Below are 20,806 nucleotides of genomic sequence, written 5' to 3' on the forward strand. Positions count from 1 at the left end.
AGGGCGGGCCATGCCCGTACGGTTCTCTCCAACGGCGTTCGGCCCCCAATATACAACCTGCGAAAGGGACGACTTGATTCTCACGCTGACCCCCAATCCCAGTATCGACGCCACCCTTGTGCTCAGAGAGCCATTGACCTCCGGTGATGTCCACCGCGCCAGCGAGGTCACACAGGTTGCTGGCGGCAAGGGTGTCAACGTCACCCATGCCGTGCACTTGGCCGGCGAGCAATCCTTGGCTCTTTTCCCGGCCCACGACTCCGATTCTTTCCTGAACCTCATTCACTCGGCTGGGCTGCCTTCCTCTGCTATCCCCATGGACGGCGCAGTTCGCGTCAATACCACCATCACTGAGCCTGATGGCACTACCACCAAGGTCAACGGTCCAGGCCCTGCGCTTTCCGACGCCGACTCCCACGCCATTACCTCCGAGCTCACCGCCCGCGCCCTTGCCTCCGACTGGGTGGTTCTAGCCGGCTCGCTGCCGCGTGGCGTAGATACCGATTGGTATTGCGACCTCATCTCCGCGGTTCGCTCGGCCGCACCACAGGCCCGCATTGCCGTCGATACATCCGATGCCCCAATGCAAGCCATTGGCGAAAACCTCAATTCTGCTGCGCCGGATCTCATTAAGCCGAACGGCCTAGAGCTCGGCCAGCTCACCGGAACCGACGGCCGCGAACTGGAAGACCAGGCCGCGCACGGCGAGTACTCAGGGGTTGTTCGGGCGGCCCGAGACGTCGTCAAGCAGGGCATCGCAGAAGTACTCGTCACTCTTGGCAGTGCCGGCGCGGTGCTGGTTACCGCGGATGGCGCTTGGGCTGCAACTCCCCCGCCCGCCACGGTGAAATCCACCGTAGGCGCCGGTGACGCCGCGCTCGCCGGATACCTCCTCGGTCGCACCGCCGGTAAGTCGCCGGCCGATAGCCTCGCGCAGTCGGTGGCCTACGGAACTGCGGCTGCATCCAAACAGGGCACCCAATTCCCTCGCCCAGAAGAACTCGATATCGCACACACCCTCGTACAATCGCTAGCCTAAGGAGTGCCTAATCATGGCTTCCGACCTCATCACTACCGACCTAGTCGCGCTCGACGCCGACTTCGGCGACAGCGTTGACTCCGTAATTACCAACCTGGCCACGCTGGTCCATGACACCGGCCGAGCCACCGACATCGCCGGCTTGGCACAGCCCGCCATCGACCGCGAAGCCAAGGCCGGTACCGGCGTCCCTGGAGGCGTCGCCATTCCACACTGCCGCTCCGAGGCAGTAACCGAACCTACCCTCGCGTTCGCCCGCCTGAGCCGCGGCGTGGATTTCTCCGGCCCTGACGGTGACGCCCAGCTGGTCTTTCTCATCGCTGCTCCGGCCGGCGGCGGCAAAGCCCACTTGAAGATTTTGTCCAAGTTGGCCCGCGCTCTAGTGCGCAAGGACTTCCTCGAGTCCCTGCGCAACGCGCCCACCAAGGAAGAAATCGTTCGGCTTGTGCTGGAGGTAGTCAATGCCGAAAAGCCGAAGAAGAAGCCAGCCGAGGAACCGGCCGCCCAAGGCGCTGCTGCCGGCACTGCCGCAACCGGTACCGATGCCGGTGCCGCCGGCCCCTCCGCCGCCGCGCCCTCGGCCGCACCCCCTACCAACGCAGAACCTTCGGCCGATGTCACCCGCATCGTGGCCATCACCGCCTGCCCCACCGGCATCGCCCACACCTACATGGCGGCCGACGCCCTCACCCAAACCGCGGCCGAGCGTGATGACGTATCTCTGACTGTTGAGACGCAGGGCTCGTCTAATAATGAGCCTGTCTCCCAATCCACGATCGACGCGGCCGATGCGGTCATCTTCGCCACGGACGTCGGCGTGCGCGACCGCGAACGCTTCGCCGGCAAGCCGGTTATCGAGTCTGGCGTCAAACGCGCCATCAATGAACCTGGCACGATGCTCGACGAGGCGATCGCAGCCGCGCACAACCCCCACTCGCACAAGGTCTCCGGCACTGCTACCCGCGCCGATGCGGAAGAAGAAGGCAAGTCTCTTGGTTGGGGCAAGCGCATCCAGCAAGCCATTATGACCGGCGTGTCTTATATGGTCCCGTTCGTTGCGGCCGGTGGTCTGCTGCTCGCCCTCGGCTTCCTTTTCGGTGGCGCCGATATGGCAAATGGTTGGCAGACACTATCGACGGAGTTTTCGCTCGGCAACCTCCCCGGCCATGACGTGACCGTTGACGGCGAACTCATGCACTTCGAACGCTCCGGGTTCTTGCTCTATCTCGGCGCTGTTCTCTTCGCCGTAGGCCAAGCGGCAATGGGCTTCATCGTCGCTGCGCTGTCGGGCTATATCGCTTACGCTCTCGCCGGCCGTCCTGGCATCGCCCCAGGCTTCGCGGGCGGAGCGATCGCAGTTACCTTGGGCGCTGGATTCATCGGCGGCCTAGTTACTGGCCTGCTGGCAGGCTTCACCGCGATGTGGATTGGCAACTGGAAGGTACCGCGTTGGCTAGGCTCGCTCATGCCGGTTGTCATTATTCCGCTGCTGACATCGTTGGTTGTCGGTCTCGCCATGTACCTGGCACTCGGCGTACCGCTGGCAAACCTCATGGAGGGCCTGCAAAATTGGCTGTCGTCCATGTCCGGCTCCTCGGCTGTATTGCTGGGTATCATTCTCGGCCTGATGATGTGCTTCGACTTGGGCGGCCCAGTCAATAAGGCGGCCTACCTCTTCGCCACGGCCGGACTGTCTACCGGCGACGAATCCTCCATGCAGATCATGGCCGCCGTCATGGCGTCCGGCATGGTCGCACCAATTGCGCTGTCGCTGGCTACGTTTATCCGCAAGTCGCTGTTTACACCGGCCGAGCAGGAGAACGGCAAGTCCGCTTGGCTGCTGGGTCTGTCCTTCGTCTCGGAGGGTGCCATCCCGTTTGCGGCGGCCGATCCGTTCCGCGTCATCCCTTCGATGATGGCCGGCGGCGCGGTGACGGGCGCGATTTCGATGGCCCTGTCGGTCGGTTCCCGTGCTCCGCACGGCGGCGTGTTCGTCTTCTTCGCCATCGACCCGTTCTGGGGCTACCTCGTGGCCATCGCGGCCGGCGTGGTTGTCTCCACTGCGGCGGTGCTGGCGATGAAGCAGTTCTGGCCTAACAAGGCCGTCGAAGAAGCCGCCCAGAACGTGGCAGTATAAACCAAACACTCGTACACTGGATTGTAAAAATCCCCATAAGAAAGGATATTTTCCATGGCTTCCAAGACTGTAAAGGTTGGCTCCTCTGTAGGCCTGCACGCACGTCCTGCATCTATTATCGCGGACGCTGCCGGCGAGTTCGATGAGGATATTTTCCTCAACCTGGTCGGCGATGATGATGAGGATGAGACCGATGCGGCCTCTTCCCTGATGATCATGGCTCTTGGCGCAGAACAGGGCGATGAGGTTACCGTTACCTCCGAAAACGAAGAAGCAGTGGAAAAGATTGCTGCTCTCATCGAGAAGGACCTGGACGCTTCCTAAGCCCTAAAACTGTTCGACTCTAGGCTCCCCACCCTTGCGGTGGGGAGCTTTTCGCTTTCCGACGCCACCTATCCCCACGGTGGCACCCACGTCACCTGCCCGCGCACCCGGGCTAGCCGGCCTCGGCGCGGCGGGGCGTTGGGGTCATCGTCATTGACGCCGTTGTGATAGGGACAGCATGTCACAAGGTTGCTAATTGGTGGATTAGTGTAAACCCTTTAGGGGGTAGCACCTGCCCTGCCCGGCCCCGCCGCCTCGGGCTGCAAACATGCAGGTCAGATTTGCGATTTAAGGCGTTGAACGAGCGCCGGTGGTACGTGGGTAGGGGCTAACGCCTCTCAAGGCCGCGTAGAACACCGCCTAGACATAGAACACCGCCCCGGTGCTCGTACGGTAAGCACCGGGGCGGTGAGGTCTTGACATGATAGTTGGCTAACCAACTACGCCCTTATTTTATCAGTAATCAAAGCCGGGCAGGCCGCGCGTGCCGGTGACGTCGTAGTTCTCGTCTCGGTTATCGGCGGTCTTAATGCCCTCTACGCCGCTGCCCCCGCGTGCGATACGGGCACCGATAGCGTCGAGGTCGTCCTCCTGCCCGGCCTCGTCGAGGTAGTGAGCACCGGGGCCGGGGCGTGACTCATTTAGCCGCCATGGCCGAGACTCCTCTTCATCGGCGGGGTCGTCCTGTTGGTAGCTCACAACCTCCCCGTGGGTGGGGTTGTAGACGCGGTGGCCGAGGGCGTCCAATTCGTCATTGTGACCATAGACACGGCCGCCTAGTTGTGCCGAGTCTGTTTCGTCACAGCGACCATAAATACGAGCGCCCAATTGTCCGGTCTCGGTGTTGGTGCTGCGCCCATAGACGCGGGCGCCAATCTCGGTTAGTTCATCTCTGTAGGCCATTAGCTGTGTTTCCTTTCTCTTTCTTGCCCGGCGTTGATGTATTGGGCACAGACCCGCCTGCCAATTTCAGCCCGGTAAGCCTTTCGCCGTGCAATGAAGATGTCAAAGTCACGTTCACGCCGGGCGAAAAAATGGCCGGGGTGCCCACTCAAGTTGTCGATATAGCGCTTGGTAAGACCGCCATAACTGCGCCCCGGTTTGAGTGATTTCAACACGTCCACCACTTCAGCACGGGAGGGCATGTCAGGGGCCTCTGCAACCCGGCAGGCTAGTTCACGGCACGCCACGACCTCTCGAGGCCCAATATGACTACGGGCCGCGGCTGCCACACGTGCCACATATTGCCTGTGCTGTTTTATGCGCGATTGCTTAACGTGGGCGTTCTTTCCCTCTCTATCCCACGCCGCTAGGGCCTTAGCGTCCGCGTCGTCTACGGGTAGCCCCATAGCTTTGTGAGCTAAGGCCCTCTGCCATGAGCCGTGCGGGTGGCACGGCCACACATTCAGGTCGAGGCCGTCCATGGCATTTAGTTCTCGTAGGGGTCGTCTACCGCGTCAAGGTCATAGCCGTCGGCGTTGTCGGTGGTGTACTCAAACACCGTCGGGTTATATTCCTTGAGCGCCGCTAGTGATTCCTCGGGGGTGGCCATGCCGAACCGAGCGGCGTCGCTGTGTAGACCTTTTCCACGGTAGCGGTCGCCAACAGTGCGCTCGCGGTAGTCCAGCCACGCGCCCACTGCACTAATAGCGCTAATGCGGTGCTCAAGCTCAGGCAGGTCGTCGCCAAGCGGGTCGGCCAGCGGCGCGATACGTCCAAGCCCCTTGCACACCGCCTCAGTGGCGTTCATGCCAAGCGCGTCTAGTGCACACGTGTGGGCGTCGAACATCAGGGCAGTGTAGCGCGCCCGGTTGCCAGTCATTTCTTCCAAGCGCTCGCGCACGTCACGCTCGGGGTTAGGCGTATCGCTTACATCGTTAAAAGCCATGGCGCGGGCTAGTAGTTCATACCCCGGGGCGTCGTCCACCAACTTCCATACCCGGGCAAACCTGCGATAAGTCGTGATAGTGGCCTCGGGCGTGGTGGCCGGGTCGATTAGGTTGAGCACGGCCTTGTCGACGCCATCGCCACCGCCCTCGCGGCTGGCGGTCTCACGGGCGTTGTCGTCTAGTGCTTCCACGGCCTCGGTGTATTCCGTTGCCAGATTGTCGAACCATGCACGCACGTCAGGCTTGCACGATTCAATTAGCGCCTCGGTGGAATAGTCAGGCTTGTCATATTTTGCAATAAGACCGTTCAAGACGTGCTGGCGCGCTGTAGCTAGGCGGCGGGCCTCGGGGGTTGAGGCTTCGTGATAGTTCCACTTACCGCCCCACCCGTCATTGACGTAAATAGGAACGGTGGTGTTCTCGGTAGGGGTTGGGGAAAGAATGAGCTCGTCTAGGTCTTTGAAACTTGCCCTATTGAGCTTCACCCACTTGGCGGCCGCGGCCTTTAGCTTGTCGTCGCTTGCCTTATTGGCGTAGTGGTCGTCAAAGTCAGCCATGCGGGCGGAAATTTTTTCGTCCGCTCGTGCCATAGCCTCGGCGGCGGCCGGGCGGGCACCCGTCATGCTTAGCGCGGCCGATACAGCGGCAACGCGATTAGAAAAGTGTGCAATTGGCTCTGTAGCCATAGCTCAATGTCCTTTACTCAAGTTGTTGGATAGTGACAGTGAGTCCTATGGGAGAAGTGACCGGAGGTCGTGCAAGCACATGTGGTTTGGGATTAGGGGCGTGCCCCTTGCCTTTTATTGTGAGCCGTATTAGCGGCGTTGGCAAGAATTAGAAAAGGTACTATTCATGCTGGAAATGGGTACTTTTTCGGCATTGTCCAAGGTTAAATAACATGGCTGTGTTTATACCGCTGGCACGACCGGGGGTAGCAAACGGGGGTGTTTCACAGCTCTGGCGCCAAGGCAGGCACCGCGGGGAGAGGTACTAGGCGGCCGGGCGCGGCGGGTTGGCAGGAGGTTGACCAAGCTCGGCGCGGCGTGTCTGCATGGCAAAATACGCTTGGGCAGCGGCCACCTCGGGCTTATTCGGGTCGCCGTTCATGGCTACAAGGTAGGCGGCCATGCGGTCGAGGTGCCAGTCTGTTTGTTCAGTGGAGCCGGTGCCCGCCTTTACACGCTTACTCGATCGAGTAAACGCACAGGTCATGCCGGTATTCTCGGCGGTCTTTCGTACACGGGTCACGGCGTGCGGTTGGGCTAAACGGGCTGTGTGCCCCTCTCTCGCCCTGTAGGGGCGTGGCTGGATAAGTTATGCCGCCGAGGCGTAAAAGGCCGTCTATGGCCCCGTGAGGCGTTGATTTCGCGCTGTTTGCCCCCCGGCGTGGTTTACCAATCCAACAAAGTAGGTGGATTAGGCCCGCGGCGGGAACGCCGTCCATCGCCACGAGCGGAGTTGCACGAGCGGTGCGCGGGTTTTACCTCTCCCATAAGGTCACCGCCTTGGCTAAGGGGCACGAGGTGGTCGAGAGTGAACGCCCGGCCGTGCGTTGGCGGCAAGTTCATGTCGATAGCGCCACCGCACAACCAGCACACAGCCAAAGCCGGGTCGCGCTCAAGTTTGCGCCGCCATGTGGTGACTTTTTTGCGCCATGAGTGGGAAAAGGCATAGGGGGCGTTGGTCTTATCGCGCTTTTTGCGGGGTGTCTGTGGGCTAGTCACGGCTGTTGTTCCTTTCGCGTTGGTGCTCTACAGCCATTTTATGCATGGTTTATTCACGGCATGAGGGGGTTTATTGTGTATCGGTTCCGAGCATTTGGGTTACGCGGTACAAAAGTCTGTATACCGGGGAGATAGAGGGGCCGGGGCCGAGGGGAGACACCCCCCACCCCGGCTCGGGCCGGAGACTAGGCCAATGGAAATTATACGCGAGGTTTCCATTTATACATTTCCATTTTCCGTTGGCGTTGCTCACTACGCGCGGGCGCGGCGTAAGGCATGTCCACACAGCGGAAGCAATGAGTTGTCCACAGCCTTGAGGTGTCCACAGCCTTGCTTGGTTTCGTCTCGTCTCGGCTCATTGGTCTCGACTTGACTCCCCTGTTTTCTTTGTCTTGCACCATGTCCACACCGCCATAGCACCGTGGTGTGCGCCTTAAAAGGCGCACTGCACCAAGGCGTTGCTAGGTCAAAAGGGTTGTGCACTTTCACTATTCTGCACCATCGTTTTGAATTGAGCGTTAAGCGGTGTGAGCTGCGTATATAGGGGGTAAAATGTGGTGCAAGTGGTCTAGCACTTGGGCGAAAGTGTACCAAAAATGCACCGGTGCAAAAGTGGGGCACCTGCTCCCTCGTGGTGCACCACTTTTGCGGACAAACTAGGGGGTGTCTTGGTTGGCCTCGGGGTCGTCTGCCGGGGCTTGTAGGCGGTGGAGCAACCCGGCCATAGCCTCGGTGAAAACGTCCGTATTGGCTTTGATTCTTGCGCCATTGCCGCCAAGCGCAATGATGGGCTTAGCCTTGTCTTTTCCGCCGCTTGCCCTGTTAAGGCGTTGGGTAAAGTTGCGCTTGAGGCCGTCAAAGAACTGCGGCGCGTCCTCCTTTAGCCGTGTGCGTAGTTCCTTGGTTGTCATGGCCTCACCTTGGCCGAGGTGTGCCAGCAACACCGCTATAGTTTCCGGTTGGCTAAGCCCGGCCGCGTTAACGGCTTGGTCAATGTCGCCCGCTTCGGCAGCAAGAACCTTGGCGGTCTCTCGCTTCTCCCACGCTTGAGCTGTGGCCGGGTTTTCGATTCCCGCCAATATAGCGTTGTCGTTCTTGCTAAACGCGTTGCCACGTTGCCATGTGAAGTGTCCGAAAAAGTGACCGTCGGGCGTAAGGTCAGTTTTCGACACAACGGCGTCGTTGCGGTCTTTGGTGACGTACAAGGCAAGCCGGTGTTCGTCGGGGCTGTCGGTGTCGATAGCGTCGGCACGAAACGACGCGCCGGTGACACGTGCCAGCTTTTGCCCCGCGCCCATGGCGTAACGTCTGTTTCCCACTGCCTTGGTCACGTGGTCAACCATGAGCACCGCCGCCCCGCTATGGTCCGCTATAAACTCGGGAAGTTCGCGGCAAAAAGATACCGCGTCGTCATTGCTGTTGTTGTCATACCCGCCCGCGCTCATGGCACTTGCCACGCCGTCGATAACGGCCAGCGTGTAAGGGTGCGCGCCAATAAGCTCGGTGAACTTGGTGTAAATGGCCTCGGCCATGGTGTTGCCGTCGTGGGCGTGTGGGGGTGCTCCAATGTGGCGCCGGGGTTAGCCGGGTCGCCCGTTGCGCCGCGGTAGGTCAAGCGCTCACGCATGGCGGCAACGGGCACACCGAGGTTGTAAAGGCGCTGCGCTACCTGCCTAAAGTTACTTTCGTAGTCTAGGTACAGAACGTGCCCGCCGCGCTTGAGTTGCTCGGCACAGGAAAATTGGGCAACCCATGATTTACCGACGCCGGGTTCGCCAAAGACCGTGTGCGTGCAGCCGGGGTAGAACATACCAACATTGTCGTTACGGTAAACAAGATCGGCAGTCGGCGGCTCCAAAGTACCGTTGTCAAGCATGGCGAGCACGTCGTTGTAAGCGTCCTCGTTTCCCTGCCAACCGTCGCCGGGTGTAATTCCTAGGCGTAGGGCGCGTTGTTCAATGCGCTCTTGCTCGGCGGCCTCACGCGCCTCAAGACGCGCCCGCTCACGCTTGGTGGCCTCAACACGCTCACGTGCAAGTTCGTTGTCTAGTAGAACGCGCCCGTATTCGTCGGGAGTCATACCACGCACACCGGCGTAAAGCTCTATGGCGTCCACGTGTTCCCCGGCCTTGAAACGTACAACCTCACCGGTTTTGGCGTTGGTAAAGCCAACGGGAGAAAGCACGTCATAGCCACCGTACAAACTTTGGCATAGCACCTGTTCATCGCCGCCGGGAGCGACTAGGGCGTTGCGATAGGTGCCGTCGTCAAGTACATCGGTTCGACTCTCAAACCCGAGTCTCTTAAGCGTCTCGTTGAGGTCTCTACTGTACTTGTCGTTGAGTGATTGACGCTCTTGCTTGGTGAGCTTTCGCACTTTGCCGTGCTGTGCGGACTGTGTGGACTCGGAATTATGGGTTACCATAGTAATTGTCACTTTCTTTGTTGTTGGTGGTGGCATGGTGGCCCTCGCTGTGAGTCCTTTCGGCGGGGGTCTTTTCCATGCGCTCTTGCTGGTTAATGATCTGCACCACGTCTAGGGCGGCCGGGCTAAACATGGTTGGCGTGTGCTCGTTTATGGGGCGCCCGCCTCGGCGCTTGGCCTCTCGCGGGGTGGTGAGGTAGCCAACGGGGCGCCACGTGCCTCGCGGCGTAACCACCGGGTTAACGTTGGGTAAACGATTGGGAAACTCGGGGTTGTGTTCCCACTTGTGGCCTTTGAACCGGCGGCCGCCAAGCCAGCGGCGTACGTCTCCATAACCACACTGCGTTGGCAGCTCAAGGCCAATAGCGCGATAAGTTCCATCGGACTTGCCTAGCACCTTAAAGCGGTCGAAACCTATACCCGTGCCGTCGTGGGTCGTGACGTAGGTGCCGGGCATGAGATACAGCGGAATAAGCTCGGTCACCTAGACCACCGCCTTATTAGCCCGGTAGATGGACGTTAGACGGTCTAGGCGCTCGGGGCTTAGTGCAGGCGCGCGGCGTGCCTCGTGGGCAGCCTTGAGAGTGTCCACCGTGGCGAAAGAAAGACGGATATATTCCGCGCGTTGCGTAGGCGTCATTGCGGGGGCGGTCATGTCTTATGCACCCGCCTTGTCATCAGTCCAAGGGGCATTGGCCATGCGCAACCCTGTAACCCTAATGATCTTCTTGACGTCGGCCCACGCCACCGGGCGGCCGGGGTTGCTCTTGGCGATAAGGGCAATGGTAAGCAATGCGCGCTTAAAGTCATCTACGTCGTTGTAATGCCGCGTTACCTCATTTCGTCCGGTGAACGGCGGGGGAACGTCAGACTTGAGGGTGACACGGAACTTGCGGGTCGTGTCGTCAGCGCCGCGGGTGGCCTCAACAAACACGCGGGTAACCCACTGCTCACGGTCGGCCGGGTCGGTGACCACAACGAGGTGTTTTACACGGCCATTGGCTAGGGTCTTTTCCCCGACGTATGCAAGGGGTACCTCAAACCGCTTCAATACGTTGACAATTTCAAACACGACATTGTCGCCGCGTTTGTTGTCATTCCGGTCGCCGCTCGCAACGTTTAGTAAGTCACCCAATACGTAAACCTGTTGCGCGGCGGTCATGCCTTGAAAGAAATTAGGTTCGGTCATGGCTTATGCACCCGCCTTAGACAAAATGGCGGCTACATCGTCAATGTGAGCTTGGGCGAGGGCGGGCGCGTCGGCCATGACCTTGTGGGCGTATTCACTGATACGGCACGCGGCTAGGTCTTGTTCTAGCTCCGTGGTGTCTTGCTCGGGGTGCCATCGCTTGAGCGCGTTGAGGCGTCCAATCCGGCGTTGAATAGCTTGTGATTCTTTGGGGGCCATTTTCGGCATACCTTTCACACCTCTCTCGGGAGAGAGGTTATAAGGCCGCCGTTTAGGCAGGGTATGGAGGCTCCCCGCGGCTTAGTGTGGTGAATACCGTTTACCTAGCATTGACGCTGGTAAAGGCTCGTTTGGCAACCACGCCGATAAAGTTGTGTTTTAAGTATAAGCGATAGGCGCTTAAAGCTCAACCGAGGGGGTGCCCCCACTGAGATAATCGCCCCACCACTCAACGAGCTGTGCGAACTTTACCGTGTGCACGCGGCGGCACTTGGTGCATTCCACGGTAAAAACGTGCTCGCCTATAGGCTCGCCCGGTTGTCCCGATTCGGTCACCACAGCGTTACGCACCTGCCGGTCGAAAGCCGGTGCCATGTAGCGATTAGCGTGGGCAGATTGTTTGAGCCACATGAGGTTGGATACCGGCCGCGGCGCCCCCTGTGGCGTAGGCCGACACTTACATTTAATTTTCAGTACGCGAGAGGCCATGGCTACACCTTCCAATCTACGGTGACAAACTTTGGATTGAACTTAGATTGCGGGCCGCCGGTGTGCTCTATGGTGATGGTCATTAGCGCTCGGATAAGTTCGCGCTTTAGCTCGAGTGTGGCTGTAACCCACCATGCGCGAACATCGGCAACCCCGGCTACCTCGGAGAGGACACCGCCCGCGCCTGCCAGCTCTACAAGCTCGGCGTCGATAGCCTCAAGCTGGTCTGTTAACGCTTTGTTCATACGGCCGAACTGGTCCATGCCCACGTTTCCTAGCGTGGCCTGTTGCTCAAGGTCAGCTATACGGCCTCGCACCATATCGCGTGTGGTGGTCAACTCTGCCCGGCGATCTGTATCCACACCGGCGGCAAGCTCGCCCACAATGTCTGCTTGGTGAAGCCGGGCAAGCACAAGGTCGGTAATATAGCGCTCCAGCGGGTCGGCAATGCGGGTGGGGTGACCGCCGCCGGTGGACTTGCACCAATAGATACGCTTGGGTTCTTCCTCGGCCTTTTTCTTGTACCACTTGTTACGGCAATACATGGGCGCGCCACAATGTCCACACAGCGCAATTCCGCTAAGCAAGTGTTGCGGGGCGTTGCCTACACGGTTGGTCTTGCGTGCCGGGTTGGTCAAGTGTGCCCACAATGCCTGCCATACCTCGGGGTCGAGCACCGGCTCCCAATTGCCGCGGCCTATAATTCCGAGCTTGTCCCACGCGCTCAACTTCTCCCACTCGGCGGCGGTGTAATCCTTTTTCTTTAACCCGTAATGGGTAAACCCGCCCATTGTTGGCGTTAGCAAGCTCTTGCGTAAGTTCTGTGCATTGGGGCGGCCGCCGCTGGTGGTGGTAACGCCCTTTTCCTCCCATTCACGGGCAATGCGGCGTAGTGACTCCCCTGCCAAGATACGGGTTGCCGCGTCTCGTACAAGGGGCGCCTCGGTGGGGTGAGGCTCACCGCTGCGGGTGTATCCAAACAGCCGGTTCGGCTTGGTGGGATAGTCCCCACGGCTGCGGTGCTGTGCAAAGGCGGCGGCTACGCGGGTGGACTTAATCGCACTCTCCCACTGGCTCACGCCCGACAACATCGTGCTAATAAGGTCGGCGTTGGGGTCGTCTAGGGCCTGCTCGCCGCCATTGACATAGATAAGGCGGCAATGCGTGTTTTTGAGGGTGGCCTTGAATAGTCCGTATTCGCTCACGTTGCGGCTAATGCGGTCGGGTGCGAACGATAGCACCGCGCCAATCTTGCGGGCCTTGACGTCGGCTACAAGGTCAATAAAGCCGGGGCGCGTCTTTCCCGAGTAAGCAGAAATTGAGTTATCGGAATACACCCGTGTTACCTCAAGGCCGTGCTCGGCGGCCAATTGACGGCACATTTCTTCTTGGCGCTCAACACCTGCACCGTCGTGCTTGTCTAGGGAAATGCGCACGTAGATACCGGCGGGCAGCGTTGTGGTGGTGGTCTTTGTGGTCATATAGATAGTTGTACACCAATCCACCTACTAGGTTCGCAGCGTTGGTCTCACCGCCATGCTTCCAGGCTTTGAGGTGGTGAATCTGGCACTTGTCGGCGGGATAGTTACAGCTCTCCCACGGGCATACCGGGTTGACCGCAGCCGCCATGAGCCGCTGCTTGTCGTTGGCCACGCGCGAGGTCCGGTAGAGGTTAACCGGCCCCTCGTGGGGATGAACGAGCGTGACATAGCCGTGGTCGCTCAGTGTCCGCGCGACAAGCTCCGCCCCGGTGATTCGAGCGCCGTTGGTGAGTTGGAGGGTGATTTCCTCGCCGCCTCCGTCGACTATTCGGTCGAGCTCGTCAAGGGTGAGAACCACCTGAGTCGTCACCGTCGGCCGCGTCGCATCCGCCTTGCCAAAGAAGAGGTCTTTGGCAGATTCCAGGGGCTTATTGGCATCCAATGCAGCGTGCATATCCGCCACATCGGCTGAATCCCCGGTAATAGTCAGTGACCAAGGACCGCCGGAGCGGCGGGTAATGCGCACTCCCTTTTCGGGCGCGCGGCGCGGTCGCAGTTCGCGTACCAAAGCGCGGGCACGCTTTTCCAGGGCGGTGGCGCTGCCGCGAAAGGCACACAGCTCGGTGCGTAGGGTCCAGGCGTCGCGCTGCGTCGGCAAGCGCAAGGCGTATTTTTCAATCAGCAGTAACACGTCGAGGGAATGCCTAGTCTGCCGCGCCGCTCGCTGTTTGGCAGCAAAGCCGCACCGGCCGAAGTAGGTATCGCATAGACGCAGCAGGTCGCGCGCGGCTATGTCAGAGGCGCCCCGTGCGATGAGCTCGCGATCGCTAAACCCTTGAACGGCGGCGACAATGTCCATGCCGGCGTTCACTGCGTTTAGGTATGCGTCCAATGCGGTCATGCCGCTAAGTTAAATAGACCCCGCACGCCTAAGCGAGCCGCATACCGGCGCGCTGTGGATAACCCGCGTTGGTCCGTCAACAACACTGCCCGCCGCGGGCGCGCGACGGGCAGTTATCCACAGGTTGAAAATTAGTACTTAGCGCCGTGACCCTCACCGACGGAATCGTAAAGCTTTTTCATAATCGGATAGGCCACGATGATGCCTACCGAGCCCCACGCAATGCCTTCGAGGGAAACCCCACCCACGGTGAGGGTCAGGTTGCCGATGCCCGCGATAAGCGCCACCGCGGCCGCGGTCAGGTTGACCGGGTTATTGAAATTAACCTTATTATCCATCCAGATCCGCACGCCCAGCATGCCGATGAGTCCATACAGCACGATGCAGGCGCCGCCCAGAACGCCGGTCGGGATGGTGAAAATCAGCGCACCAAACTTCGGCACGAAGGCCAAAAGGATGGCGGTAAAGGCCGCCACCCAGTAGGCCGCGGTGGAATATACACGGGTTGCGGCCATCACGCCGATATTTTCGGCGTAGGTCGTGGTACCGGAGCCGCCGAAGCCGCCAGCAAGGGTGGACGCAAGGCCATCGGCGATCAGCGCGTCACCAGCCAGGTCATCGAGATCGCGCTTGGTCATCTCGGAGACGGCCTTGACGTGGCCGACGTTTTCCGCGATGAGTACCACCAGCACTGGAAGCGCCACGGCAATGGCGGAGACGTTGAAAGAAGGCGCGTGGAATTCCGGCAGGCCTACCCACGGGGCGGCATCGATGGCCGCGACGGCGTCATCGCCGAGGTTGCCGGTCAGCGCAGCGAAGACCCAGCCGACGACCACGCCGAGCAGGATGGATAGGCGCGAGACCATACCGCGGCCGGCGACGGTGGCCAGCAAGATGACGAGTAGCGTCACGGCGGCCACGAGCGGTTGGGAGGCGAAGTTCTCGGCCGCATTCGGCGCTAGGTTCAGGCCGATGAGGGCCACGATTGCACCGGTGACGGCCGGCGGCATGACGGCATCAAGCACGCGGCGGCCGGCGATTTTGACTGCCACACCCACCGCAGCCAAGACGAGGCCGGTGACCAAAATGGAGCCCGCCTGCGCGGCGATACCGTACTGCTGCGACGCCGAAAGCGGTGCGATGAATGCAAACGAGGAGCCGAGGTAAGACGGCAACCGGTTGCGCGTGATAAGCAGGAACAAAATGGTGCCGAGGCCGGAAAAGAGCAGCGTCGTATTGACGGGGAATCCGGTCAGGGTAGGAACCAACAGCGTAGCGCCGAACATGGCCACCACGTGCTGCATTCCGATGCCGATGGTTCGGCCCCAGCTGAGTCGTTCTTCCGGCGCTACGACCGCGCCCGGTGCAATCCTTTTACCGTCTCCGTGGACGGTCCAACCTTTTAAGCTCACGAGCCTTAATTATGGATCACCCAGGCTGGTTTTAGGAAACTTCCTCCACGATGAATTCGGCAAGTTCGCGGGCGGTGGGCGCGGGAAGGCGGACGTCGACAAGCGTGCCATCGGCCGTGTACTCCTCGTGGCGCACCGTGCCCTCGGCGTGTACGCGGGCCACCACATCGCCGCGGGTGAAGGGAACCTGCAGCTTGACGTGGCTATCGCGGGAGTTGAGGAAGAGCTCCACGCGCGCAGTAAGCTCGTCGATTCCCTCGCTCGTGCGCGCGGATACGTAGACGACGTCCTCATGGTCGAGTACGTGGCGCAGCTCGGCGAGCACCAGCGGGTCGGCCTGGTCGATCTTATTGATCACGATGATCTCGGGCGGGGCCTGCTCGCCGGTTTCGGACACAATGTCATAGATGACCTGGTTGACGGCCTCAATCTGCTTGAGCGGGAATGGGTCAGAGCCATCGACCACGTGCAACATGATATCGGCGGCCAGCACCTCTTCCAGGGTGGATTTGAAGGCTTCGACCAGCTGCGTGGGCAGGTGGCGGACAAAGCCGACGGTGTCGGTGAAGACGACCTGGCGGCCGTCGGCAAGCGTGGCACGGCGAGTGGTGGGGTCCAACGTGGCAAAGAGTGCGTCCTCCACCAGCACGCCGGCGCCGGTCATGGCGTTAATGAGCGAGGACTTTCCGGCGTTGGTGTAGCCGGCAATGGCTATCTGCGCGATGGTCGAGCGCTGGCGCTTGGAACGCTTGACCTCACGGGCGGTCTTCATAGCGCGCAGCTCCTTGCGCAGCCGGGCCATCTCCGTGCGGATGCGGCGGCGGTCCGTCTCAATCTTGGTTTCACCGGGACCACGCAGGCCGACGCCGCCGTTGGAGCCGGCGCGGCCGCCCGCCTGGCGCGAAAGGTTGCCGCCCCAACCACGGGTATGGGTGTAGAGGTATTCCAGCTGTGCCAAGGAGACCTGCGCCTTGCCCTCTTTGGACTTGGCGTGCTGGGCAAAGATGTCAAGGATGAGCATCGTGCGGTCAATGACCTTGGTGTTAAGCGCGCGCTCGAGAGCGGTGAGCTGGCCGGGGTTGAGCTCGCCATCGCATACCACGGTATCGGCGCCGGTGGACTCAACGATATCGCGCAATTCCTTGACCTTGCCGGAGCCAATGAAGGTGCCGGAGTCAGGCTTATCGCGCTTTTGGTAGATCATCTCTACTACTTCGGCGCCGGCGGTCTCGGTCAGCGCCGCGAGCTCGTCCATGGTGGCTTCCACCTCGGCCACGGTGCCCTCAGTCCACACGCCAACCAAGATGACGCGCTCGAGGCGCAGCTTACGGTACTCCACCTCATAGCCATCGGTGGTGTCCTCGGCGCGGATGGTGGTCTCACGGGTGACGCGGCGGAAGGCGTTGCGCTCTGCCAGGTCAAGGTCACCGGTGGTGGGCGTCGCCTGTGGTGCGGTAGGGGCGTCGTTATCGCGGAACGCGCGGGCGAGGAGATCGTCGTTATTGTGCTGGGAAAATTCGGTCATACTACCATTCATTTTGGCACGTTGCGGCCAAAAGCGGGAATTGCGGATTCTTAGCTGGCTGCACAAGGCGATACAATGGCGGGCATGAACGTTAAGGACACTGGGGCGCAGCAAAATACCGAGATGCAGGCGATTGGCCTCAATTTCGAACGCTGGCAGGATGCCGTCGAGGCCGCTATCGCGAGCGATCGCTTGGCCGTTACCGGTGAGGTACGCGGTGGTCAGCTGATCCAGTTCACCGATCCATCAGGCGCGCAGCTCAATATTCTCGCGGTGGAGCCTTTTGCTACCTTCATCGGCTTCAATGCCGTTACGCAGGGATTCGCCCACGTGGAAATGGTCAACGATGTTCTCGCCCTGCTGGAGATCATCGATCCTTTCGGCACCACCATCGCCCAGGCCACCGCGAACTTGGCGCAGGGGCCTTTGCTTGCCGACGAACCCTTGCAGCAGTGGCAGCAAATCTCCCTCACCGCCATGGGCCTCGATATCCGCACCTACGAGTCTGCCGATGCCTATGAGGCGGCCGAGGGCGAATTCCCGGCGCTCTTTGAGTCCGCGGGGGCGAAGGTAATTTCCTCCGGTTCTGGCGCGGAGGTTCCTACCCCGGCCGCTACCTTTGCGGCGCGCGTCATGGAATCCGAGTGGCGTACCAATGAGCTCACCGGCGAGAAATTCGCCCACCTCGTGATGGATGGCCTCTTCCCCTTCGATCTCTGCCTGCCTGCGGGCAGCGACGAGCTGCCCGCCAAGGACTCTATCGTGGCCGGCACCGCCCTGCTGACGGCTTCTATTGAAATGCCCAGCGGTGGCTGCGGCGATGGCGCTGGCTGCGGTTGTGGTTCCGGAGGCTGTGGCTGCGGCGGCCACTAAGAGCTGACGCAAAGGTCTGGTGGAATAGCTGTGTGGATGCCTTTCCCGGAAAATGCGAGGAACCGGCGTGTATTGGTTCTCGCGCTGATCCTAGTCGGATCAGTGGCAGTTGTGGCAACCCTAAAACTCCCCGGGGTTTTCATCGCGGCACTACTCATCGCGGCAGCACTGCTCATGCTCCACGCTCGGCCGGATGCCTCGGAGCAGGCGGCGCTGCGCAGCTCTATTCGGCTCTCTGCCGAAGATATTCAGGACGTCTTGGCCGAATACGAAGACTTCCGGTCCTCCGAGGCGGCCGAAAAGATCGCGGACCGCACGCTTTACCGGCCGGCGCTTTTAGATCTGGATTGCTCCGACCCCACCATCGAAGCCTTCCACTATGAGATTTCGGGCTCCCGACGGTTTCTGCGCCGGCTGAACCTACGCGTCAACTCGGAAGAGGTCAGCACCAACGAGCTGGAGTCCTTGCTCAAGGTGACCGATGGACGGGCTCGCGAGCTCAAGGAAACATGGCTATCGGCCCGCCGCGCCGCTTTTGCGCTCGGGCCGAAGTATGAAAAGAACGAAGTAAAAAATCGCGCCCTGCGCCGCCAAGCCCTCGAAGAGCAAGCATTCGAGGAAGAGGAAGGCGAAGGACGCAGCGCCTAAGCACTCACCGTGTACCGCGCTCCGCGCGCGTCGGGCCCGACGCGGTCTAAAGGGAGGTCTCGCCGGTGGCGACGATCGCGGACGGGCCGGTCAGGCGCGAGCCGCCCTCGTAGATGTCCACTGTCACTTCCCCGCCGGGGACGTGTACGCGCACGGTGCCGTGAGGGGTGGTGGTGTGGTCAACGGCGGCGTCGGCAAGCGCGGCGGTCGCGGCCGCCACGGTGCCGGTGCCGCAGGAGCGGGTCTCTCCTACCCCGCGCTCAAAGACGCGCATGTGCACGTGGCCATCACGCAGCGGGGTCACGACCTCAACATTCACGCCGGCGGGGAAGAAAGAATCATCAATGATGGGCTGCTCGAAAGTCTTGGCTGCAAGGCCCTCGGCGTCCAGTCCCGGCACCACGGCCGCGAGGTGCGGATTGCCCATGTCAACGCCTAGACCGGCGTAGCTCTCCCCGGCCATAGACGCGGTGGATACACCCGTTACTTCGGCCGGTCCCATCTCCACGGTGACCTCAGCCGCATGCGCATCACACGAGTGCACCGTCACGCGCTTGGCGCCGGCGCGGGTGCCGATGGTGAACTCGTCTTCTTCCACGAGGCCGCGCGAGCGCAGCCAGTGGGCGAAAACGCGGGTGCCGTTTCCGCACATCTCGGCCACAGAGCCGTCAGCGTTGCGATAATCCATGAACCAGTCAGTGGGCGCGATGCCCTCGGCCAGCGACTCGATTTCCCCAGCCGCGAGCAAGGCCTCGGCGCGCACGACGCGCAGCAATCCGTCGCCGCCGATACCCGCGCGGCGATCGCACAGCGCCGCTACGCGCTCGGGGGCAAGCGGCGTGGTGGCCGCGTGGTCTTCGACGATGACGAAGTCGTTCTCAGTTCCATGACCCTTGGCAAATTTCATGCTCCCTACCCTAGCGCGCGCAGCGCCTGGGCGGGCGTATCGCCCGCGGCATCCAACCACATGATGCGCTTATCGCGGTTGAACCAGGAACGTTGGCGGCGCACGTAGCGCCGTGTCCCGGTAATAGTGCGCTCGACGGCCTCATCCCACGTAAGTTCGCCACGCTGGGCTTGGAATACCTGCGCATAGCCAATGGCGCGCCCGGCCGTGGAATCGGCAACCAAGCCTTGGGCTTGGAGGCGCTCGACCTCCTCGATGAGCCCACGCTCAAACATCAGGCGCGTGCGCAACTCGATGCGCGGATTAAGCCAGTCTGCGGTGGTGCGCAGGCCGAGCAAACGGGTGCCCCACCGCGGCGGGGCGTCCTTCGGCGGCTGACTAGCCTTATAAGGTTTACCGGTCAGTTCGATGACCTCCAAGGCACGCACGGTGCGCCGTGGGTCCTTATCTTCAATGATGGCGGCCGCGGCCGGATCCACCTGCGCCAGCTCCTCATGCAGGGCATCGGTACCGATTTCTACGCGCCGGGCCTCATACTTGGCGCGGACGGCGGGGTCGGTGGGTGGGAACTGCCAGTCATCGACCAGCGCTTGGGCATAAAGCATGGAGCCGCCGACTAGGATTGGCGTCTTGCCGCGGGCCATGATGCCTTTCACGTCCGCGATGGCATCGCGCTGGTAGCGCGCCACAGAAGCGGTCTCGGTCACGTCCCACACATCGAGCTGGTGGTGCGGGATTCCCTCGCGCTCGGCCGGGGTGAGCTTGGCGGTGCCAATGTCCATACCGCGGTAGAGCTGCATGGAATCGACGTTGACCACCTCACCGTCCAGCTCCTGCGCCAGCGCCAAGCCCAGCGCAGATTTGCCGGAGGCGGTGGGGCCAAACACTGCTATCGGGCGCATTAGACCTCCCACCCTGCAACGTAGCGGCCAACCCCCAGGGTGGCGTCGGTGGCCAGCAATTGCGCCTTCTTTGGTTGTAGTCCTGCTAACTCCTCCCACAGCGCGGGCTCTACCACACCGCGCTGGGACAGCCATTCGCCTGCCTTGCTTGCCGACGCCCCCATGAGCACCTCCTCGCACCACTCGTGCGCTTCCTGGGCACCGGGAACGAGCGCCAAGGGGGCGCGCTCGGTCAGGCCCGCGCTGCCATCTGCCACGACGATGGTGAGCGCCGCCGGATCCGGCTGGCCAATGTGCTCCCGGCTAGCGCGGGCGTGAAGCTGCGGCACGCTGTGCAGCACGTACCGAGCCATGATCTCCGGAAGGAAGTTGCCGCCGCCCAGGTCAGTGGCCGCACCCCAGGCCCGTAAGCTTCCGGAATGGGCGGTATACCAGCGCTTATCCTGGCTGCCGACGATATCTACTTCCACTATTCCAGCGGCTGCAGCCTCCACTGCGAGCGTACGGGCAGCGGCAAGCAGGGCGCGGGAAGCAGCGTCATTGGCGGAAAGCTCCACGGCCAGCGCCGGTGACGCAGGCATTACCATGAGATTGAACATTATTCCTCCATACTATCTACCCAAGTGGAGGTAATTAAATAGAATCTGGGCACGCGCGGGATATTCGCGGTAATGTATCCAGTGATTTTATTCGGCAGCCGTGACGCGCGGCGATCTATGCAT

At 61.1% G+C, this 20,806-nt stretch carries 24 protein-coding genes and 1 pseudogene; 5 read left to right on the forward strand and 20 right to left on the reverse strand.

All coding sequences use genetic code 11. From position 1 onward, the window contains the following. The first annotated feature begins 73 nt into the window (after positions 1–73). The 3 genes from QP915_RS03575 to QP915_RS03585 are packed head-to-tail and all read left to right on the forward strand — an operon-like array spanning position 74 to position 3,500. Entirely contained in the window at positions 74–1,039 is a 966-nt protein-coding gene (locus tag QP915_RS03575; protein WP_284768075.1) for a 1-phosphofructokinase family hexose kinase, read from the forward strand. Positions 1,040–1,052: 13 nt separating this feature from the next. After that, positions 1,053–3,176, forward strand: a complete 2,124-nt coding sequence (locus tag QP915_RS03580; protein ID WP_284768077.1) for a PTS fructose transporter subunit IIABC — start codon at positions 1,053–1,055, stop codon at positions 3,174–3,176. 54 nt (positions 3,177–3,230) lie between these two features. Beyond that, complete coding sequence (locus QP915_RS03585) at positions 3,231–3,500, forward strand: HPr family phosphocarrier protein (RefSeq protein ID WP_005325102.1); 270 nt, start codon at positions 3,231–3,233, stop codon at positions 3,498–3,500. Positions 3,501–3,568: 68 nt separating this feature from the next. On the opposite strand, the pseudogene QP915_RS03590 reads toward QP915_RS03585, so the two are convergent. From QP915_RS03590 to hflX, 17 genes and pseudogenes are all read right to left on the reverse strand, one after another. After that, positions 3,569–3,697 (reverse strand): annotated as a pseudogene (locus QP915_RS03590) (HNH endonuclease signature motif containing protein); the annotation flags it as partial. A 259-nt stretch (positions 3,698–3,956) separates the two neighbouring features. After that, positions 3,957–4,403 (reverse strand): hypothetical protein, encoded by a 447-nt coding sequence (locus tag QP915_RS03595; RefSeq protein ID WP_284768078.1) that lies wholly within the window; start codon positions 4,401–4,403, stop codon positions 3,957–3,959. Continuing rightward, a complete protein-coding gene (locus QP915_RS03600; protein WP_284768079.1) occupies positions 4,403–4,645 on the reverse strand; it encodes a hypothetical protein in 243 nt (80 codons plus the stop codon). The genes QP915_RS03595 and QP915_RS03600 overlap by 1 nt, the downstream gene beginning before the upstream one ends. A gap of 284 nt (positions 4,646–4,929) precedes the next feature. Then, positions 4,930–6,075 carry a hypothetical protein gene (locus QP915_RS03605; protein WP_284768080.1) on the reverse strand — a complete coding sequence of 382 codons (1,146 nt, stop codon included), beginning with the start codon at positions 6,073–6,075 and terminating at the stop codon, positions 4,930–4,932. Positions 6,076–6,379: 304 nt separating this feature from the next. Further along, positions 6,380–6,637 carry a hypothetical protein gene (locus tag QP915_RS03610; RefSeq protein ID WP_284768081.1) on the reverse strand — a complete coding sequence of 86 codons (258 nt, stop codon included), beginning with the start codon at positions 6,635–6,637 and terminating at the stop codon, positions 6,380–6,382. A gap of 143 nt (positions 6,638–6,780) precedes the next feature. Further along, positions 6,781–7,113, reverse strand: coding sequence for an HNH endonuclease (locus QP915_RS03615; RefSeq protein WP_284768082.1), 333 nt, complete (start codon positions 7,111–7,113; stop codon positions 6,781–6,783). Between the two features lie 656 nt (positions 7,114–7,769). Next, positions 7,770–8,645, reverse strand: a complete 876-nt coding sequence (locus QP915_RS03620) for an AAA family ATPase (RefSeq protein WP_284768083.1) — start codon at positions 8,643–8,645, stop codon at positions 7,770–7,772. Next, the gene (locus QP915_RS03625; RefSeq protein ID WP_284768084.1) at positions 8,555–9,538 is read right to left on the reverse strand and encodes a hypothetical protein; all 984 of its coding nucleotides are present in this window, start codon (positions 9,536–9,538) and stop codon (positions 8,555–8,557) included. Before QP915_RS03625 ends, QP915_RS03620 begins: the two co-directional genes overlap by 91 nt. Next, a complete protein-coding gene (locus tag QP915_RS03630) occupies positions 9,525–10,022 on the reverse strand; it encodes a hypothetical protein (RefSeq protein WP_284768085.1) in 498 nt (165 codons plus the stop codon). The genes QP915_RS03625 and QP915_RS03630 overlap by 14 nt, the downstream gene beginning before the upstream one ends. After that, a complete protein-coding gene (locus tag QP915_RS03635) occupies positions 10,023–10,193 on the reverse strand; it encodes a hypothetical protein (protein WP_005328615.1) in 171 nt (56 codons plus the stop codon). It abuts the gene before it with no gap. Positions 10,194–10,196: 3 nt separating this feature from the next. After that, positions 10,197–10,727, reverse strand: coding sequence for a hypothetical protein (locus QP915_RS03640; protein WP_284768086.1), 531 nt, complete (start codon positions 10,725–10,727; stop codon positions 10,197–10,199). A gap of 3 nt (positions 10,728–10,730) precedes the next feature. Then, on the reverse strand, positions 10,731–10,946 hold the full coding sequence (locus QP915_RS03645) for a hypothetical protein (RefSeq protein ID WP_284768087.1): 216 nt from the start codon (positions 10,944–10,946) through the stop codon (positions 10,731–10,733). A 180-nt stretch (positions 10,947–11,126) separates the two neighbouring features. Next, positions 11,127–11,435, reverse strand: coding sequence for a hypothetical protein (locus QP915_RS03650; RefSeq protein ID WP_284768089.1), 309 nt, complete (start codon positions 11,433–11,435; stop codon positions 11,127–11,129). A gap of 2 nt (positions 11,436–11,437) precedes the next feature. Further along, entirely contained in the window at positions 11,438–12,916 is a 1,479-nt protein-coding gene (locus QP915_RS03655; RefSeq protein ID WP_284768090.1) for a recombinase family protein, read from the reverse strand. Then, positions 12,831–13,817: an HNH endonuclease signature motif containing protein gene (locus QP915_RS03660; RefSeq protein WP_284768091.1), complete on the reverse strand. Its 987-nt coding sequence runs from the start codon at positions 13,815–13,817 to the stop codon at positions 12,831–12,833. Before QP915_RS03660 ends, QP915_RS03655 begins: the two co-directional genes overlap by 86 nt. Positions 13,818–13,948: 131 nt before the next feature. Continuing rightward, complete coding sequence (locus QP915_RS03665) at positions 13,949–15,229, reverse strand: uracil-xanthine permease family protein (RefSeq protein WP_040425259.1); 1,281 nt, start codon at positions 15,227–15,229, stop codon at positions 13,949–13,951. A 31-nt stretch (positions 15,230–15,260) separates the two neighbouring features. After that, entirely contained in the window at positions 15,261–16,754 is a 1,494-nt protein-coding gene (hflX, locus tag QP915_RS03670; RefSeq protein WP_284768092.1) for a GTPase HflX, read from the reverse strand. Positions 16,755–16,829: 75 nt separating this feature from the next. On the opposite strand from hflX, the gene QP915_RS03675 reads away from it, so the two are divergent. Next, the gene (locus tag QP915_RS03675) at positions 16,830–17,627 is read left to right on the forward strand and encodes a hypothetical protein (protein ID WP_284768093.1); all 798 of its coding nucleotides are present in this window, start codon (positions 16,830–16,832) and stop codon (positions 17,625–17,627) included. Positions 17,628–17,663: 36 nt separating this feature from the next. After that, on the forward strand, positions 17,664–18,275 hold the full coding sequence (locus tag QP915_RS03680) for a hypothetical protein (RefSeq protein ID WP_198493200.1): 612 nt from the start codon (positions 17,664–17,666) through the stop codon (positions 18,273–18,275). 46 nt (positions 18,276–18,321) lie between these two features. Here QP915_RS03680 and dapF read toward each other — a convergent pair whose 3' ends face one another. The 3 genes from dapF to QP915_RS03695 are packed head-to-tail and all read right to left on the reverse strand — an operon-like array spanning position 18,322 to position 20,683. Beyond that, the gene (gene dapF / locus QP915_RS03685; RefSeq protein ID WP_284768095.1) at positions 18,322–19,182 is read right to left on the reverse strand and encodes a diaminopimelate epimerase; all 861 of its coding nucleotides are present in this window, start codon (positions 19,180–19,182) and stop codon (positions 18,322–18,324) included. Between the two features lie 5 nt (positions 19,183–19,187). Next, on the reverse strand, positions 19,188–20,084 hold the full coding sequence (miaA, locus tag QP915_RS03690; protein ID WP_284768097.1) for a tRNA (adenosine(37)-N6)-dimethylallyltransferase MiaA: 897 nt from the start codon (positions 20,082–20,084) through the stop codon (positions 19,188–19,190). Then, positions 20,084–20,683, reverse strand: coding sequence for a hypothetical protein (locus QP915_RS03695; RefSeq protein WP_198493203.1), 600 nt, complete (start codon positions 20,681–20,683; stop codon positions 20,084–20,086). The genes miaA and QP915_RS03695 overlap by 1 nt, the downstream gene beginning before the upstream one ends. Positions 20,684–20,806: the final 123 nt, after the last annotated feature.

The organism is Corynebacterium sp. MSK158, assembly GCF_030229085.1.
Taxonomy (GTDB): domain Bacteria; phylum Actinomycetota; class Actinomycetes; order Mycobacteriales; family Mycobacteriaceae; genus Corynebacterium.